The organism is Enterococcus alcedinis (assembly GCF_014635985.1).
GTDB lineage: Bacteria > Bacillota > Bacilli > Lactobacillales > Enterococcaceae > Enterococcus_I > Enterococcus_I alcedinis.
The window spans coordinates 20,656-36,856 of sequence record NZ_BMDT01000009.1 but is presented as its reverse complement, the minus strand read 5'-3'; the positions used below and the strand labels follow the sequence as shown (position 1 = coordinate 36,856).

Annotated in this window: 15 protein-coding genes and 1 other RNA gene; 5 read left to right on the top strand and 11 right to left on the bottom strand. The window is 38.4% G+C overall.

Features of this window, described 5'->3' with window-relative positions:
• Positions 1-46: 46 nt before the first annotated feature.
• The 8 genes from IEV09_RS09550 to IEV09_RS09515 form a co-directional block, all read right to left on the bottom strand.
• A complete protein-coding gene (locus IEV09_RS09550; protein WP_188368072.1) occupies positions 47-1,627 on the bottom strand; it encodes a PASTA domain-containing protein in 1,581 nt (526 codons plus the stop codon).
• The gene (locus tag IEV09_RS09545) at positions 1,620-2,294 is read right to left on the bottom strand and encodes an ABC transporter ATP-binding protein (RefSeq protein ID WP_188368071.1); all 675 of its coding nucleotides are present in this window, start codon (positions 2,292-2,294) and stop codon (positions 1,620-1,622) included. Before IEV09_RS09545 ends, IEV09_RS09550 begins: the two co-directional genes overlap by 8 nt.
• A gap of 12 nt (positions 2,295-2,306) precedes the next feature.
• Positions 2,307-3,839 carry an ABC transporter permease gene (locus IEV09_RS09540; protein ID WP_188368070.1) on the bottom strand — a complete coding sequence of 511 codons (1,533 nt, stop codon included), beginning with the start codon at positions 3,837-3,839 and terminating at the stop codon, positions 2,307-2,309.
• Positions 3,840-4,034: 195 nt separating this feature from the next.
• Positions 4,035-4,481 (bottom strand): D-aminoacyl-tRNA deacylase, encoded by a 447-nt coding sequence (gene dtd / locus IEV09_RS09535; protein WP_188368069.1) that lies wholly within the window; start codon positions 4,479-4,481, stop codon positions 4,035-4,037.
• 9 nt (positions 4,482-4,490) lie between these two features.
• Positions 4,491-6,704: a RelA/SpoT family protein gene (locus IEV09_RS09530; protein ID WP_188368068.1), complete on the bottom strand. Its 2,214-nt coding sequence runs from the start codon at positions 6,702-6,704 to the stop codon at positions 4,491-4,493.
• Between the two features lie 132 nt (positions 6,705-6,836).
• On the bottom strand, positions 6,837-7,586 hold the full coding sequence (locus IEV09_RS09525; protein WP_188368067.1) for a 16S rRNA (uracil(1498)-N(3))-methyltransferase: 750 nt from the start codon (positions 7,584-7,586) through the stop codon (positions 6,837-6,839).
• Positions 7,587-8,534: a 50S ribosomal protein L11 methyltransferase gene (prmA, locus tag IEV09_RS09520; RefSeq protein WP_188368066.1), complete on the bottom strand. Its 948-nt coding sequence runs from the start codon at positions 8,532-8,534 to the stop codon at positions 7,587-7,589.
• Between the two features lie 15 nt (positions 8,535-8,549).
• On the bottom strand, positions 8,550-9,029 hold the full coding sequence (locus IEV09_RS09515) for a DUF3013 family protein (protein WP_188368065.1): 480 nt from the start codon (positions 9,027-9,029) through the stop codon (positions 8,550-8,552).
• Between the two features lie 211 nt (positions 9,030-9,240).
• Here IEV09_RS09515 and IEV09_RS09510 point away from each other — a divergent pair, with 211 nt between their 5' ends.
• On the top strand, positions 9,241-10,524 hold the full coding sequence (locus IEV09_RS09510) for a replication-associated recombination protein A (RefSeq protein WP_188368064.1): 1,284 nt from the start codon (positions 9,241-9,243) through the stop codon (positions 10,522-10,524).
• Positions 10,525-10,585: 61 nt separating this feature from the next.
• A non-coding RNA gene (gene ssrS / locus IEV09_RS09505) (6S RNA) lies at positions 10,586-10,780 on the top strand.
• A 174-nt stretch (positions 10,781-10,954) separates the two neighbouring features.
• Here ssrS and IEV09_RS09500 read toward each other — a convergent pair.
• Complete coding sequence (locus IEV09_RS09500) at positions 10,955-11,380, bottom strand: phosphate-starvation-inducible PsiE family protein (RefSeq protein WP_188368063.1); 426 nt, start codon at positions 11,378-11,380, stop codon at positions 10,955-10,957.
• Positions 11,381-11,512: 132 nt separating this feature from the next.
• Here IEV09_RS09500 and IEV09_RS09495 point away from each other — a divergent pair, with 132 nt between their 5' ends.
• Both IEV09_RS09495 and IEV09_RS09490 read left to right on the top strand, forming a co-directional pair.
• A complete protein-coding gene (locus IEV09_RS09495) occupies positions 11,513-11,788 on the top strand; it encodes a hypothetical protein (RefSeq protein WP_188368062.1) in 276 nt (91 codons plus the stop codon).
• Between the two features lie 74 nt (positions 11,789-11,862).
• Positions 11,863-12,330 (top strand): universal stress protein, encoded by a 468-nt coding sequence (locus IEV09_RS09490; protein ID WP_188368061.1) that lies wholly within the window; start codon positions 11,863-11,865, stop codon positions 12,328-12,330.
• Between the two features lie 135 nt (positions 12,331-12,465).
• Here the strand turns inward: IEV09_RS09490 and IEV09_RS09485 are convergent, their stop codons facing one another.
• Entirely contained in the window at positions 12,466-13,302 is an 837-nt protein-coding gene (locus tag IEV09_RS09485; protein ID WP_188368141.1) for a YitT family protein, read from the bottom strand.
• Between the two features lie 124 nt (positions 13,303-13,426).
• Between IEV09_RS09485 and IEV09_RS09480 the strand changes: the two genes are divergently transcribed.
• Positions 13,427-14,251 (top strand): hypothetical protein, encoded by an 825-nt coding sequence (locus IEV09_RS09480; RefSeq protein ID WP_188368060.1) that lies wholly within the window; start codon positions 13,427-13,429, stop codon positions 14,249-14,251.
• Positions 14,252-14,304: 53 nt separating this feature from the next.
• Here IEV09_RS09480 and IEV09_RS09475 read toward each other — a convergent pair whose 3' ends face one another.
• Positions 14,305-16,158: a heavy metal translocating P-type ATPase gene (locus IEV09_RS09475; RefSeq protein ID WP_188368059.1), complete on the bottom strand. Its 1,854-nt coding sequence runs from the start codon at positions 16,156-16,158 to the stop codon at positions 14,305-14,307.
• Positions 16,159-16,201 lie beyond the last annotated feature (43 nt).

Genomic DNA, 16,201 nt, shown 5'->3' with positions numbered 1-16,201 from the left:
TTCCTAGTCACACTAGTAAGCATCGTACTTTTATCTTTCTTTTCGATTACTGATTTTCGATTGTTCCCGATTCGTCAGTCATTGCTTGTTGTTCATCTGTAACAGGTGGCACTTCTTCTTCGGCAGGTGGTGAATAGTTATCCGCAGGTGGTTCCGCAACTGTTTGGCTCAGGTTGCCTAAACTAATCCCTATGGAAACCGTTGTGCCCATGTAAATAAATTGACCATACGTACTCATTTCAACCACTTGACCTTTTGGTTCAGCGGAATCAACATAGTAAATTTGGTAATAAATATTGGCACCTTTTGACTCGAATTCGTCAAAGAATAACTTCGCAAGTTCGCCTTCATTCGTTGATCCACGTAAATCACGCATGTAAGGACGACCTTCTGAGTAAACAACTTTGACGCTTGGAATCTTGTCTGTTTCATTGTATTGTTTCCCTGCTTCAACTGATTGACTAATGAATTGACCATAAGGAACCGTTTCAGAGTACATTCCTTTGATAACAGCTGATACACCAGAATCTAAGCTACTTGCTTCGTCCATTGTATACTGGCTGTAATCTGGCACTTCAATCGCTTTTCCTTTCGAAATGTGAACAATAAATTCTTCATCTTTTGAAATTTTTTGGCCTTTCGCAATTTCTTGCGAGATAACGATGCCGTCTGCGACTGTTTGTGAGAAATCTTTAACTAGTTTTAGTTTAACTTCGTTTTTCTTCGCCCACTCTTCAACGTCAGCTACCGCTTTTCCTTTAAATTCCAAAACATCAATGTTCTTTTCAAAGACTTCTTTCCCTTTTGAGAAATAAATCATTAAACGATCTTTTCGCATATAGTTCTCTGGTTTTAAATCTTTGTTCGCGAACTCTTGCTTAATATAGGCACCTTTTTTTAGCTTATTGTCATAATTTTCAATAATCGTGACATTCTCCGCTTTATTCTCACTAACCCACTCCGCTGCTGCGGTCTTATCCATCTTAGAAAAATCAGGTAAACTAATTTTTTCTTCTGGATCTGGCCCTAAACTGCTAACAATTTCTAACGTTTTTCCTTTACGGATCTTCTTATCGGCAGGGACACTTTGAGAAATAACGGCATTGATTTCGGTATCAAAATTATATTCTTGCGTAACGTTAATTTTAACGCCTTCATCATTGCCCCACGTACGGACGCTAGCGACTTCTTTTTCTTTAAAATCAGGCACTTTCACATGTGTCAATTGATAATAAGCAAAACCAATGACGGCAACGGCTATAATAGATAATGCTGCGATTATCGCATATTTTTTTTGTTGCTTCTTTTTGTATGTCGGATCAAATTCTGTTTCTTCAGTTTCAAAACGACTAACCGGTGCTTGTTCACGTGTTTGACGACGAGTTGGAGTTGTGACAGGCACATTCTCTGCTGTTTCTTTCACAGAATCAGACGGTTCGCCATCTAGCATCTCAGCTGAATCAAAAATCGGTTCCGATGACTCTTTCGCAGATGGTTTGAAAGAAGACTCTACTGGAATTTCTTCGCTCGTTTGCTCTGGTATTCCTTGCTGGTTTTCTTCGTCTTTTGGTTCATGCTTTTTACCATCGTAATTTTCTTTTGTAAAATTAGATAAAAAATCATTCATGGCGACTTAACACACCTTTACGTAACGTCAGTACTTCATCGGCTTGTTGAGCAATTTCATTCGAGTGCGTAACCATGATGACGCATTTATTATGTGTATGAGCTAACTCTTTAAAAATATCAACAATCTCTTGTTCCATTTCTTCATCTAAGTTTCCTGTCGGCTCATCCGCTAAAATAATATCAACGTTTGTCGCCAAAGCACGAGCGATTGCAACACGTTGCTGTTCTCCACCCGATAATTGATTGACTAAACGATCTGCTTTGTCTCTAGTAATACCAATATAATCCAGTAAATTATAAGCCACCGATGCATGATTATCCGGTAGTGGATTGTCCGTGACAGCCATTGGAACAAGGACGTTTTCAACCGCTGTTAAGTAAGGTACTAAGTTGTAACTTTGGAAAATAATACTAATCTTGTTGCGACGGAAGACCTCATAACCAATTTTCTTGATGTCTTCGTTTTCTAGTAAGACTTCCCCTTCTTTTGGTGAATCCAATGCACTAATTAGTGATAGAAACGTTGTTTTTCCTGAACCAGATTGTCCTAAGATTGAATAAAAACGACCTTTTTCAAAATCAACCGAAACATCTTTCAAAATGTAACGACGGGCATCTCCATCTTGGTAATAATAATCGACATTTTTCGTTTGTAATAATGACATCCTTGTTCCTCCCTACATCATAATTTTCTTCGGATTTAAGCGTAAAATATACAATAATGGTACCACAGCTGACAATAAAATCGTTCCTAAACCTGTTACTAGGTAAGTCACGATATAGCCCATTGAAAACGTCACTTTATAGGCAGCTTGGACTTGTTCTGGCGAAATAGTATTTTGTCCCATGATTCCACTAGAATACATCATGCCGTTTTGGTCTGTATTTGCAAACCAATCCATTTGGAATAGTGAGTTTGAAATACCGCCGGCTAATAAATTACCTGTTACTAATGATAAAACGAGTGCTAATGAACCAATTAAGAGTAGTTCAATTAAAATTTGACCAATAATTTTCCCACGATTTTCACCAAGCGACAAATAAATTCCTAGCTCATGTTTACGATCACGTAAGAATAATAAAACGATTAATGTAATAATCATTAATGAAGCCGCGACAGCGATGATTACCACATAGCCTGAAATTTGACCAAGTTTCTTCATACTTCCTGCGACTTGATCGTACTGATCACTTGCCGCTTTAACTTCGTAATACTTATTTGAAATTAAGGCATTGGCTTCTTCACGGAAAGCTTCTAAATCATCAGTTGACTTGAGTGCATACGTTGTTTGATAGTATTCTTCTTCATTAACCAAGTCGTCTTCTGATACTCCCCAAATTTTTTGCGACATTTGGCTATTTAATTCTTTTGCAAGTTTATTCGGTGCATAAATCGTATTAATCTGATCCATTGCCATCCAGCTCTCATTCGAACGTTCTTCTGGCGTTAATTCTTTTTGTTCTTTCTTAATAACAGAGAAAATCCCAATCACTTTAGCTGGGAAATCAAACGTACGAATTTCGGTTTCTTCCGTTCCTCCCATAGAATCCATGGTCGTCTCTTCGTCATCAGAACCTTCCATTTCGCCATTTCCATCCATTGGATAGTATTCACCTGTCACATCAAAAACGACTTGATCGCCCACAGATAAATTATTTAACTCTGCTACTTCTTTACTAATAATAATATTATTCGTACCTTCTTCAATGTCTTTATCACTAAAAATAGAACCTTCGTCTAGCTTGATTAAACCTTCTTCGATATCAACAATTTCTTTACGGTTGACGCCTCGAACACTTAGATTGTATTTTGCGCCACCTCCGTAAGACATCCCCATTTCTGGATCGCTATAAGACTTGATTTTATTTAATCCCATCCAAGAACCGATGGAATACTCAAAATATTTAACATACGGTAATTCACCGATTGCTTCTAATTCTTTTAATGGTGGCTGTTTATGCCATTCGTCATTTGTTTCAAACGCTTCTGGGTTGGCTTGTTGCTCCTTGTCGACACGTTCATAATCCAGTTCAATTGTTGCTACGGCCCCCATTTGTTTCTTTGTTTCTTGCTCAACATTTTTCGTTGATTGTTGAATCGCAACTGATCCTGCGATGACATTTCCTAAAATAAAAATCACTAAAAATAAAATAAGTGAGCGACCTTTCCGTCTAGTGACGCTTTTCAGTCCGCGTTGCCAAAAATTCATGCTGTATCCTCCAGTTTCCTTTTTCATCTATTATTCCATACCTAGCATTTTTTTTCTATACGATTGTTGCAAAAATGTCATTTATGTTACAAAAACGTTGTCGATTTTTTATTAATCGATTAAAAAAGCTTGATTTTACAACAAAAAGAAACGAATCTTCCTTTACTAACAAAGTTGTAAGATTCGTTTCTTTTTTTACTTTTCTTTAGAATCAATAATAATTGTTACAGGTCCGTCATTAATTAAAGCGATTTGCATGTTGGCTCCAAATTCACCTGTCGCAACCAATAGTCCTTCTGATTGCAATGCTTGATTGAAAGCATCATATAATGGGATCGCCATTTCTGGACGTCCAGCTTTAATAAAACTTGGTCGATTGCCTTTTTTCGTATCTGCATGTAAGGTAAATTGCGAAATACTCAAAATTGCCCCATTGACGGCTGAGATATCTAAATTCATTTTACCTTCTGAATCTTCGAATACTCTTAATTTTGTTATTTTACGTACTAAGTAGGCAACATCTTCCAATGTATCTTCTTCATGAATGCCTAGTAAAACCATGAAACCTTGCTCAATCGCTCCAACGGTTTCGTTATTAATGGTGACACTTGCTTGACTCACTCTTTGAATAACTGCTCGCATAACTTGGCTTTATCCTTTCGTTCGATCAACGCTATAGACGTCTGGTATTTGTTTAAGTTTCGTCACAATTTGTTGTAGATGATCTAAATTTTGAATCGCAACCGTAATCCGAATAATCGCATTTTTTTCTTTATCCGTACGTGCTTCGACGCTTGAAACACGTTTGGTCAAGGTATTAACGACTTGTAAAACATCATTTAATAAACCAGAACGATCAAACCCATAAATTTCTAAATCGGCATCGTATTCTTTTTTGCTGTTCCCCGCATCTTCCCATTCGACTTCAATCAAACGGTCTTGATTTTCACTTGAATTTAAAATATTCGGACAATCGGCACGGTGAATTGAAATCCCTCGGCCTTTCGTAATATATCCTACTATTTGATCTCCTGGTACAGGATTACAACAACGACTGATGCGAATCAATAAGTTTTGAACGCCTTGAATAACAACGCCACCTTCATGACGAATCTTCATCTTGTCTGATTTTTTTTCAGCTGGTTGATTGACCATTTCTTGAATCTTTTGTTTTTCTTTTTCTTGTTGAATTTCTTTTCGTTCGTTTTCAGTCATGCGATTTGCGAAAGTTAAAGGACTCAACTCACCATAACCAATCGCTGCATACAGGTCTTCTTCCGATTGATAATTGTAGCGACCAATGACTTCTTGCAAGCGTGTTTTACTTAGAATTTCTTTTGGTACAAAGCCCATGTCAAGTAAGCACTTAACGACCGATTCGCGTCCTTTTTCAACGTTTCCATCACGATCTTGTGTTTTAAAGAAACGACGAATTTTGTTTTTCGCTTTACTCGTTGCGACAAGTTTTATCCAGTCACGGCTCGGACCAAATGAATTAGCGGAAGTTAAAATTTCAACGATATCCCCATTTTTAAGTTTATAATCAAGCTGAACCATTTTGCCATTGATCTTGGCGCCAACTGTTTTATTCCCCACATCCGTATGGACATTGTAGGCAAAATCAAGTGGGCCAGACCCTTGTGGTAATTCTGTTACATCGCCTTTAGGTGTAAAAACATACACTTTATCACTAAAGATATCGCCTTTTACACCTTCCATAAATTCAGATGCATCGTAGCTTTCATCTTGTAACTCTAATAGTTCTTTAAACCATCCGACATGTTGTGTCATTTTATCTGGCTTAGACTTTTCAATGACACCTTCTTTATACGCCCAGTGAGCGGCAACCCCAAATTCGGCAATTTCATGCATCTCATGCGTACGAATTTGGATTTCAACAGGATTGCCTTTTGGTCCGATTACAGTCGTATGGAGTGATTGATACATGTTGGCTTTTGGCATCGCAATGTAATCTTTAAAACGCCCGGGCATCGGTTTCCATTTTGTATGAATCGTCCCTAAAACAGCGTAACAATCTTTAATTGAATCGACTATGACACGGATGGCCAACAAATCATAAATCTCGTCAAATTGTTTTTTCTTATCAACCATTTTCCGATAAATCGAATAAATGTGTTTTGGTCGACCATAAATTTCAGCATAGATATCGAGTTCTTCTGTCGCGATGCGAATTTCTTCGACCGTTTCTTCCACGTATGCTTCTCGTTCTTCTCGTTTTGTTTGCATTAAATGAACAATTCGATAGTACTGATTTGGATGTAAATAACGTAACGAGCGGTCTTCTAATTCCCATTTAATTCGACTAATCCCCAGCCGGTGAGCCAATGGCGCATAGATTTCCATTGTTTCTTGGGCAATTCGACGTTGCTTATCTTCACGTAAATGACCTAGCGTTCGCAAATTATGCAAACGGTCAGCTAATTTAACCATAATGACACGTAAATCTTGCGCCATGGCGATTAACATCTTACGGTGATTTTCTGCTAATTGTTCTTCATGTGATTTGTATTTAATTTTCCCTAGCTTTGTTACGCCATCGACTAACATCGCTACGTCTTTACCGAATTCTGCTTCTAAATCTTCAAGTGTGTAATCCGTATCTTCAACCACATCATGTAAGAAGCCCGTTGCGACGGTATGTGGATCCATATGTAACTCTGCTAAGATACCTGCTACTTGAATTGGGTGGATAATATACGGTTCCCCTGATTTGCGAAATTGACCTTCATGGGCCTTTGTCGCAAAATCTAGTGCTTTTTGAACAAAGGCAGTATGCTTTTCACTCATATAATATGAAACAAGTTTAATCACATTTGGCCCCGTTAAAATCACTTCTTTTGCCATTTGGAACCCTCCTTAATAAAAATGTCTGGGAAACTCCCAGACATGATTGAGTCTATTTTCGTTTTTCTCTCGCGTCTATCACTTAATTATACAAATTTTAGCCACTTTTTTCAAATTTGTTTCCTTTGTCTATTATTGCAATTCGAATTGGTAACTCGCAGCGCCTAACAAATAAAGTGGTGCTGTTTCACAACGTAAAATTCTCGGACCTAAGCCACATAAATGAGCGCCAGCTTGTGTAAATGTTTCGATTTCTTTTGCCGTTAAGCCCCCTTCAGGACCAAAAATAGCTAACACACGTTGTCCCGGCTGTAGCGATTGAAAAACTTGAGCTAACCGACTTTTTTCACCTTGCTTGGCAGATTCTTCATAAGCCACAATAATCTGATCATATGTCGGTAATTGTTGATAAAACGCTTCTTTTCCCGCATATAGCGTGACGTTGGGTACGAGTTGGCGATGTGATTGCTCTGCAGCCTCTTCGACAATTTTTGACAATCGTTGCTGTTTCTTTTTTAATTTCTTATCATCCCACTTAACGACGGAACTTTGAGCCGGAAAGCCGATTAAATCATGCGCTCCTAATTCGGTTGCTTTTTGAAAAATCAAATCCAGCTTGTCTCCTTTTGGGTACCCCGAAGCAATCGTGATTTGGACTGGTAATTCTTTGGTTTGTTCTTCTTTAGCAATTTCTTTTAATTCCACGCGATCTTCTAAGATTTCGGTAATCTCGGCGATAATCGACACTTGATTGGAAAAAGCTAAATAAACTTGATCACCAATTGCCATACGCATGACGCGAATCATATGGTGGTAATCATTTCCTTCAGTTTGATAACGTGCTTTGACTTGATAATCTTCATTGATAAAATAGCGTTGCATTTACTCGTCCTCTGGTTTTCCTAGAATAATCGCAAACCAATCTTTTTGTTGTAAGATTTCTTCCACGATAAAGCCTTGTGCTTCCATCGCGTCGATCACTAAATTCTTTTTATCTGCAATAATTCCTGACACTATCAATTTCCCTGTTTGTTTAAGCAAACGCCAAGCATCTGGAATCATCAGTAAAATAATGTCCGCCAAAATATTCGCTACAATGATATCTGCTTCAACCGTCACATCTTTTAATAAATCATTGGCTGAAACGTGAACATCTTTAGCAATTTCATTTAAGTCCATGTTTTCTTTCGCTGCACGAACAGCAACTTCGTCTAAGTCATAGGCGTAAACGTCTTTGGCTCCTAGATATTTACTCGCAATACTTAAAACACCTGAACCCGTTCCAACATCCAATACGGTTTCGCCGCCACGTAAGCTCACTTCTAATGCTTGTAATGTCAGATTCGTCGTTGGATGCGTTCCCGTCCCAAATGCCATGCCTGGATCCAGCGTAATAATTTTTTCATTTGGATCAAGGGCTTCGTACGTTTCCCAACTTGGGACAATCGTTAAATAACGTGTCACACGCACAGGATGGTAGTATTTTTTCCAAGCAGTCGCCCAATTTTCATCTTGCACTTCGCTAACAGTTATTTCATTTTTTCCAATTGCCAAACCGAATTCAGGTAGTTTTGTAATTTGACTTGTGATAAACGGTAAAATCTCAGGTAAAAAGATTGTTTCAGGGAAATAAGCCATCACCAAAGCGCCTTCTTCTAAGCCTGTATAGGTTTCTTTATCTAATAACTCTCCGTAGGCATCGCTTTTAAAATTTTCAATATCTAACGTATCTTCAATGGCAACACCACTCGCTCCAGCTTCCATTAAGATATTTGCTATCGCCTCAACTGCTTCACTTGCCGTTTCGACCTTGACTTCATTCCACTTCATGTTGTTGTCTCCTTTTTAATAACTTGGGTATGCGATAAATTGCTCTTGTCCTGCGTATTGTGCAACACATGCTTCGTAACGAGCTTTGTCGAACTGTAATTCAAAGACTTCTGAACCTTCTTCGTCTAAAAAGTCGAGTAGCGCCCCTTGCCCCTCGTCTAAAATTTCTTTGATGTAATCAACTAGACCAAGTAATTCTTGTTTTTTCATGCCTTTTTTTCCTTCAAAAGGAAGACATGCTAAATGATCCTCTTCGTTAATTTTTGATTTTGTTGGATTATATAATAAAATACCATCTTCAAATTCGATGACCTCTTCTGAAGATCCCGTTCCTTCTGTATCATCGATCATCCATTGTTCTTTGTTTTCAGCGAATAATAAAAAGACCAATTCAATTGTATGATTTTTTGGTTCCCAATCAATCGCCACATCATAGTCTGTTAATTTTTTGTTTAATTGTTCATCTAAAAAAGTTAGCATCGATTCTTTTGCCATTACTTTTTCCTCTTTTCTATATTTTTTGTACTGTCGACTGTGTATTTGTTCATTATTGCCACAAACGATTTCGTCCAGTATACGTTACTTTCATGATACACAATTCCTTGCTATTACGCTATGCCCAATGCCTGACTTTCTCAAAAAATACAGCCGTTTCTCACCTTATGTTATACTCTTTTTAAGAAATGGATTTGAAAGGTGGATTTTCATGCAAAAACCTCTTGCCTACCGAATGCGACCAAAAAACTTAGAGGAAGTTGTGGGGCAACAGCACCTCGTCGCTCCCGGTAAGATTATTTATCGAATGATTCAGGCAAAAATGCTTTCTTCGATGATTTTATATGGCCCGCCTGGCACAGGTAAAACGAGTATTGCCAGTGCCATTGCTGGATCAACTCGCTATGCTTTTCGGATGTTAAATGCCGCAACTGATACAAAAAAAGACTTACAAGTCGTCGCTGAAGAAGGCAAAATGAGCGGCTCAGTTATTTTATTATTAGATGAGATTCATCGCTTAGATAAAACCAAACAAGACTTCTTACTGCCCCATTTAGAAAGTGGGCGCATTATCTTAATTGGTGCCACGACAGAAAACCCTTATATCTCGATTAACCCTGCGATTCGTAGTCGAACACAAATTTTTGAAGTCAAACCATTGAATGAAGACGAGATTATTAAGGCCATTGAACGTGCATTAGTCGATAAAGAAAACGGCCTTGGAAACCAAGCGATTCGCATTGAAGACGATGCACTCCTCCATTTATCACGCACAACCCATGGTGATTTACGTAGTGCCTTAAACGGGCTAGAACTTGCAGTTCGCTCGACACTTCCTGACGATGAAGGCACGATTGTTGTCACCTTAAAGGTTATCGAAGAGTGCTTGCAACGAAAATCACTCACACACGATAAGGGCGGTGATGCGCATTATGATGTGATTTCAGCGTTTCAAAAATCAATTCGTGGAAGTGATGTCGATGCCGCCTTGCATTATTTAGCCCGACTAGTCGAAGCAGGCGATTTACCGATTATTTGTCGTAGACTGCTTGTGATTGCCTATGAAGATATTGGATTAGCCAATCCAGGAGCTGCTTCACGAACCGTCAACGCCGTCCTTGCTTCCGAGAAACTGGGCTTTCCAGAAGCGCGTATTCCCTTAGCTCAAACCGTGATTGATTTATGCTTATCACCGAAATCAAATACTGCGGTCACAAGTATTGATGCTGCCTTAGCAGATATTCGAAAAGGTCACGCCGGATTTATTCCTAGTCACTTACAAGACAGCCACTACCAGGGAGCAAGTGATTTAGGCCGAGGGATTGGTTATCAATACCCGCATAATTTTGAAAACGGTTGGGTTCAACAACAATATTTACCCGACAAACTCAAGCATGCACGCTATTATTTACCAAAAAAGACTGGTAAATATGAACAAGCCTTAGCTTTTCGTTTAAATCAAATCGCTGATTGGAAAAAGAAAAAGAATAAATAGCGCTTCCATCACTAATGGATGGCGGTTGCGTGTTTTGAAATCCTATGCTATTATGTAAGTGGGAAGTCTGTAATGTGCGAGTTATCCCTCTTTAGTGTTGACCGAACATATTTATTGATACCTCGGGATCCGTCCGGTGTTCGAGTTAGTAACATGCCTTTTCACTTGGTAGTTCAATACTTCGACCGTGGAACCCACTTGTTAAAACTTGCGGGATCAATACTCCGGGACAAGAAACGGCATTAACGGAAGACCCATCTTTTTTTAAAATGAACCTCTCATGAAAATGAGGGGTTTTTTTATGTAAAAATATATTGGCAGGCTCTTTGATTGCTTTTTAAAGCAGACAAAATACCGCACAAAAATCGTAGAATGATGCACGATTTTTATGCGGTATGAATAACATTCAGCTAAACGCCTTTAAAATAACCTAGATTTTCTCGTCACTTTCTGAATGGATCGATGTGAATGAGGTCATTTTTTCAAATAGGTATAATACAAGAACTAAGATTAAAATAGCTACAGATAGGAAAATGGTTTCGCTACCGCCACCATGCTCAAGTAGTAATTCTCTTAAAATCGCAGTCATGCTGATTAATACTAAATAGCGAACTGGAATGTGATGTCCTTCTTTAATATAACGTAATAACATCAATATAATTTCTAATAAAATAAAAATAGTCGCTATTTCTTCAATAATGTAATTCGCATCGCCTTGAAGATTAATCATTAAGACGTGTTGGACAATTTTAAATACGCCTTCCCCCATCGCAATGGAAACAGCTAACACTAAAATACCAATCATAATATCTACAGCGATTCCAATTGTTTTTTCAAAATGTTCAAATACTTTCATTTCTTCACTCCTCTTCCTTATCATTATAAAAAACATTTTAAAAAATAGCTTTCAAAATGCCTAGGAAACATTTGCTTCCAACATGAGCATCTTCTATACTAAAGTTACTACATTTTGAAAGGAAAATATATCATGATTCTTGCTATTTTAGTTTTAATTGGTCTCGTACTTCTACTCTTTAGTTTTCTACTATTTAAAAAACAGTCGATTTTCCTTGCGCTACTTGCAGACGACAGCCTCGTAAATAAACAATTTTTACAAACGTATAGTATCATTTTTCTCGGATTAGGACTGATCGCTTTCTTCTTAATTCCCTTTGCTACCAAGGAAATGACGCTTTACTTCTTAGCCTTGATGATGCTGGCTTCCGCGACATTTAGCTACCAATTTTCAAAAAAAATTAAATAATCCCTGTCTAGTTATTTGGCATTTTATCTGAAAAGGTTTACAATAAAGAAAAGGATGAAAAGGATGTGGTTCGTATGTTACAACAGTATAGTCGAATTATGGTAGCCGTCGATGGTTCCCAAGAAGCAGAATTAGCCTTTAAGAAAGCATTAAACGTTGCAAAACGAAATCAGGCAGAGTTATTGTTACTACATGTAATTGATGCCCGTGCCTTTCAAACGATGACTTCCTTCGATACGATGTTAGCAGAACAAGCAACCGATATGGCTAAGACATCGCTCAAAGAATATGAAGAGATGGCTCATAAACAAGGAGTCGAAAACGTCAAAACTTTAATCGAATACGGTTCTCCAAAAACCGTTATCGCTAAGTACATTCCTGACGAGCATCAAATCGATTTAATTTTACTAGGTGCTACTGGGCTAAATGCCGTTGAGCGTCTATTCATTGGTTCTGTTTCTGAATATGTGATTCGTCATGCACCATGTGACGTCTTAGTCGTTCGGACGGATTTAAACAACCAATTACCAAAAGATGAATAAGTTAGACAAGATCTGACAAAAGTCGGGTCACTCTGAGCAACCATGCTACAGGAGCAAACTCTAGACACCCGTTGCTCTATCAAATGTTCGTATAACAAAAAGGATGTGACCGAGGTCACATCCTTTTTTTATTGATTAAACATCAACGCTATAATCTTCCATAATTCGTTTTAAACTAAAACCACGTCCGTTGACTTCGCTGGCATCTAGACTGACAAAAAAGGCTGCTTCGTCAATCGCTAAAATTGCTTCTTTAACTTGAACAAAATCCCTTTCTGGTATGACTGTCATTAATAAATTACCCGCATCTTTTGAAAATCCACCTTCAATCGGTATTAAGGTTACCCCTTTATCCAGTTCCTTGATGAATAAAGTGTGAATCGCTTCGTATTTTTTGGAAATAATAAAAAGATTCTTTGAACGTGACATCCCGACTTGAATCCGATCGACTACTCTACCGATAATAAATAAACTAATCACTGAAAACAGTACGGTATCTTTTGGAAAAGCAAATAACGCGCCGGCAATAATAATCCCATCAACGATAAAGACTGCGACACCGAGTGACATGTTAAAGTACTTGCTGACAATTTGTGTCACAATGGCTGAACCACCTGTTGAAGCATTCCCACGAAAAACCAATCCTAGACCTAATCCTGTTAAAATCCCACCATAAAGAGCTGCTAAGAAAATATTATTAGTTAATGGCGGTACACTTGCGGTTAACCAAATAAAAAAAGGATTGACTAAGCTACCATAAATGGTTTTTAAGCCTACTTCTTTACCTAGTAACAAAAAACATAATACGAGGAGCGGGACATTAATCGCATAAAGCGTCATTGCAACATCCCAGCCAAATAAAGAATTTAAAATAATACTCAAACCACTTGCGCCTCCAGCAACAATTTGGTTTGGTAAATAAACAATATTTACAGCTAATGCTAAGACAAAAGCTCCTAATGTGACATACATTGTATCTTGAACACGTTGATTGATCTTCACAAAAATTCCTCCTTAAAGTATCCTTAACTGTTATACCATATTGTTTTTGATTAGGAAAGAAAAGGATTATAATAGGGTAAAGGAGATGGTTAAAATGAAAAAGCTTTCATTATTACTGGTTCTATTCGCTTTTGGCGCTTGTTCCCGACCGACACCCACTCCACCAACAGAATCTTCAACCACTACTGAAACCACAACAGTTGTAGAGACACCTTCTACAACGAAAGAAACGTCAACGAAACCGAGTTCTGAAACACCAAAACCACCTACAAGCAGTTCTGAAAAACCAATCCCTGTCTATACACGTGCCAATCTTGTCGGTACTTGGGTACAAGATGACCAATCCTTAACGATTGATCGTGCTGGTAATTGGGCTTTAGATGGAGCCATTAACAGTTCTGGAACCTTTACAGTTGGTGCCGATTTTGATCAAACAAAAATGATTAAACTTTACGGCTTCAACCAAAACATTGGTGGTATCGGCACTTATTTTATCGCAAATTTCAATAAAGACTCTACGAAAATGGGCTTTGGTTATCTCGGACAATTTACGCGTTCAACAGATATAGCCAATACAATTAACAGCGATGTTTTCCAAGCAAATTACCAAAATGAACCGGTCGATTTTTCTCGGAACGTTTTAGGCACATGGACTATCGTGGAAGGAACGGAATTCCATAATACATGGAATTACAATCCAGACGGCACCTTTGAACTTTACTCCGATGGACGTGGCGATGCTCGAACTGGAACGTATAGTGTGAAACCACTAAAAAATAATTGGATTGATATTTCATACGATTTTGATAACTCTGACGATGCTTATATTACGGCTTATCACTTATCCGATGGCGTCATGTGGGAGCAAGAATTTGAAGACATTCGAATTGTTCGTAACACGGATCCCGCTTTCCCATAAATACTAGCAACAAAACTCGATGACTCTTGGATTAGCCAGGAGTCACCGAGTTTTTATTTTTGTTTATATTTTACTAAACGTAAGCCATTAAAGATCACCACTAAAATCGATGCTTCATGGACAAACATCCCCGACGCCATATAAATCCAACCGGCAAATAATCCGACAAAAAGAAAGGCCACGGTGGCTAATGCAATAAAGATATTTTGGCGCATATTGGCAATTGTGGCTTTGGTTAAACCATAAGCATGAACAAGCTCTTCAAAACTCGAGCGCATCAAAACGATGTCGGATGTTTCTACCGCCACATCGGTACCTGATCCCATGGCAATCCCGATATCGGCTAAAGCAATGGATGGCGAATCGTTAATCCCATCTCCGACAAATGCCACGACATGCCCGTTGTCTTTTAATTTTTGCACTTCGCGCACTTTATCTTCTGGTAATAATTCAGCATGTACTTCATCAATCCCCAGTTCTTTTGCCACTGCTTGAGCGGTCATTTTGTGATCACCTGTCAGCATGACAAAGCGTTTAATCCCCATTTTCCGAAGACGAGTTAGCGCATCTTTGGCTTCTGGACGAATCACATCCGAAACACCAATGATAAATTGTAATCGTCCTTCAATTGCGACTAATACAATCGAGTTGCCTTGTAATTTAATCGCATCAATTTGTCGACTCTCCACGCTTGTTACAGTGATATTCTTTTCTATCAGTAATCGTTCATTGCCAATCAATACTTCTTTTTGGTCAACCATCCCTTGAATTCCTCGCCCTTCAAGTGTCACGGTTTGCTCAACAACGTAACTTTGAGTTTCACCTAAATAGCTAACGATTGCTTGAGCGAGTGGATGATCGGATTCTTTTTCAATGGCTGCTAAATACGCTCTTCCTTGTTGCTCATTTTTACCGACTGAAAGAAACGTTGTGACTGCTGTTTTCCCTTGCGTTAACGTGCCTGTTTTATCAAAGACCATCGTATCTACCTGATTCATTCGATCAAGCACCTCGCCACCTTTGATTAAGACACCATTTTTAGCACCGTTTCCAATGCCTGTAACGTTTGATACTGGAACACCAATCACAAGCGCTCCAGGACAACCAAGGACTAAGACGGTTATTGCTAAGCGAATATCACGTGTCAACAAATACGTAGCAAGTGCAAAAATAATCACAGCCGGTGTATAGTATTTGGCAAATTTATTAATGAATTTTTCCATGACCGATTTGCTATCTTGCGCCTCTTCCACTAATTCAATAATTTTACCAAATGTCGTATCTTCCCCAACTCTTTCGGCCTCGACTTGCAAGGTTCCATTCGTTAAAATCGTGCCAGCAAAGACGTTATCACCGATTTTTTTCTTAACTGGAAAGGATTCCCCTGTCACGCTAGCCTCATCGATGAATCCTTCACCAAACAGGACAACCCCATCGACTGGAACTTGTGCACCGGTTTTAATGAGTAAACGATCGCCTTCATCGACAAAATCAATTTCAACCTCCTCTGCTTCTCCTTCCTCATCCAGGACAAGTGCCGTTGTTGGCGCCATCGCAATTAAGCTTTTCACTGAATCTCGCGTCTTTTGAATCGTGCGTCTTTCTAAATAGGCACCAAATAAAAATAAGAATGTGACAATCGCTGACTCATGATATTCTTGAATAAAAAAAGCCCCAATAACTGCAATTAAAACAAGTAATTCAATACTAATGACCTTATTTCTTAAGCTTTGGTAGGCTTGAATCGTAATCGGTAACGCACCGATGATTGAAGCAATAATCATTGACCATAAACCAAGCATCTCTATATGAAAGACATAATCACTCAATAAACCGATTGTTACAAGTCCCCCACTTATTAGAATAATGGTATTTAAATATTTTTTAACCCATCGTTGTAACTTCATTCTAAATCCCTTCTTTCTCTCTCTTGCCCTTAATATAACTGCT

Bases quoted from the DNA above. Each gene is read 5' to 3' on its own strand.
- IEV09_RS09550 (WP_188368072.1), bottom strand. From the start codon at position 1,627: ATGAATGATTTTTTATCTAATTTTACAAAAGAAAATTACGATGGTAAA.
- IEV09_RS09545 (WP_188368071.1), bottom strand. From the start codon at position 2,294: ATGTCATTATTACAAACGAAAAATGTCGATTATTATTACCAAGATGGA.
- IEV09_RS09540 (WP_188368070.1), bottom strand. From the start codon at position 3,839: ATGAATTTTTGGCAACGCGGACTGAAAAGCGTCACTAGACGGAAAGGT.
- dtd (WP_188368069.1), bottom strand. From the start codon at position 4,481: ATGCGAGCAGTTATTCAAAGAGTGAGTCAAGCAAGTGTCACCATTAAT.
- IEV09_RS09530 (WP_188368068.1), bottom strand. From the start codon at position 6,704: ATGGCAAAAGAAGTGATTTTAACGGGGCCAAATGTGATTAAACTTGTT.
- IEV09_RS09525 (WP_188368067.1), bottom strand. From the start codon at position 7,586: ATGCAACGCTATTTTATCAATGAAGATTATCAAGTCAAAGCACGTTAT.
- prmA (WP_188368066.1), bottom strand. From the start codon at position 8,534: ATGAAGTGGAATGAAGTCAAGGTCGAAACGGCAAGTGAAGCAGTTGAG.
- IEV09_RS09515 (WP_188368065.1), bottom strand. From the start codon at position 9,029: ATGGCAAAAGAATCGATGCTAACTTTTTTAGATGAACAATTAAACAAA.
- IEV09_RS09510 (WP_188368064.1), top strand. From the start codon at position 9,241: ATGCAAAAACCTCTTGCCTACCGAATGCGACCAAAAAACTTAGAGGAA.
- IEV09_RS09500 (WP_188368063.1), bottom strand. From the start codon at position 11,380: ATGAAAGTATTTGAACATTTTGAAAAAACAATTGGAATCGCTGTAGAT.
- IEV09_RS09495 (WP_188368062.1), top strand. From the start codon at position 11,513: ATGATTCTTGCTATTTTAGTTTTAATTGGTCTCGTACTTCTACTCTTT.
- IEV09_RS09490 (WP_188368061.1), top strand. From the start codon at position 11,863: ATGTTACAACAGTATAGTCGAATTATGGTAGCCGTCGATGGTTCCCAA.
- IEV09_RS09485 (WP_188368141.1), bottom strand. From the start codon at position 13,302: ATGTATGTCACATTAGGAGCTTTTGTCTTAGCATTAGCTGTAAATATT.
- IEV09_RS09480 (WP_188368060.1), top strand. From the start codon at position 13,427: ATGAAAAAGCTTTCATTATTACTGGTTCTATTCGCTTTTGGCGCTTGT.
- IEV09_RS09475 (WP_188368059.1), bottom strand. From the start codon at position 16,158: ATGAAGTTACAACGATGGGTTAAAAAATATTTAAATACCATTATTCTA.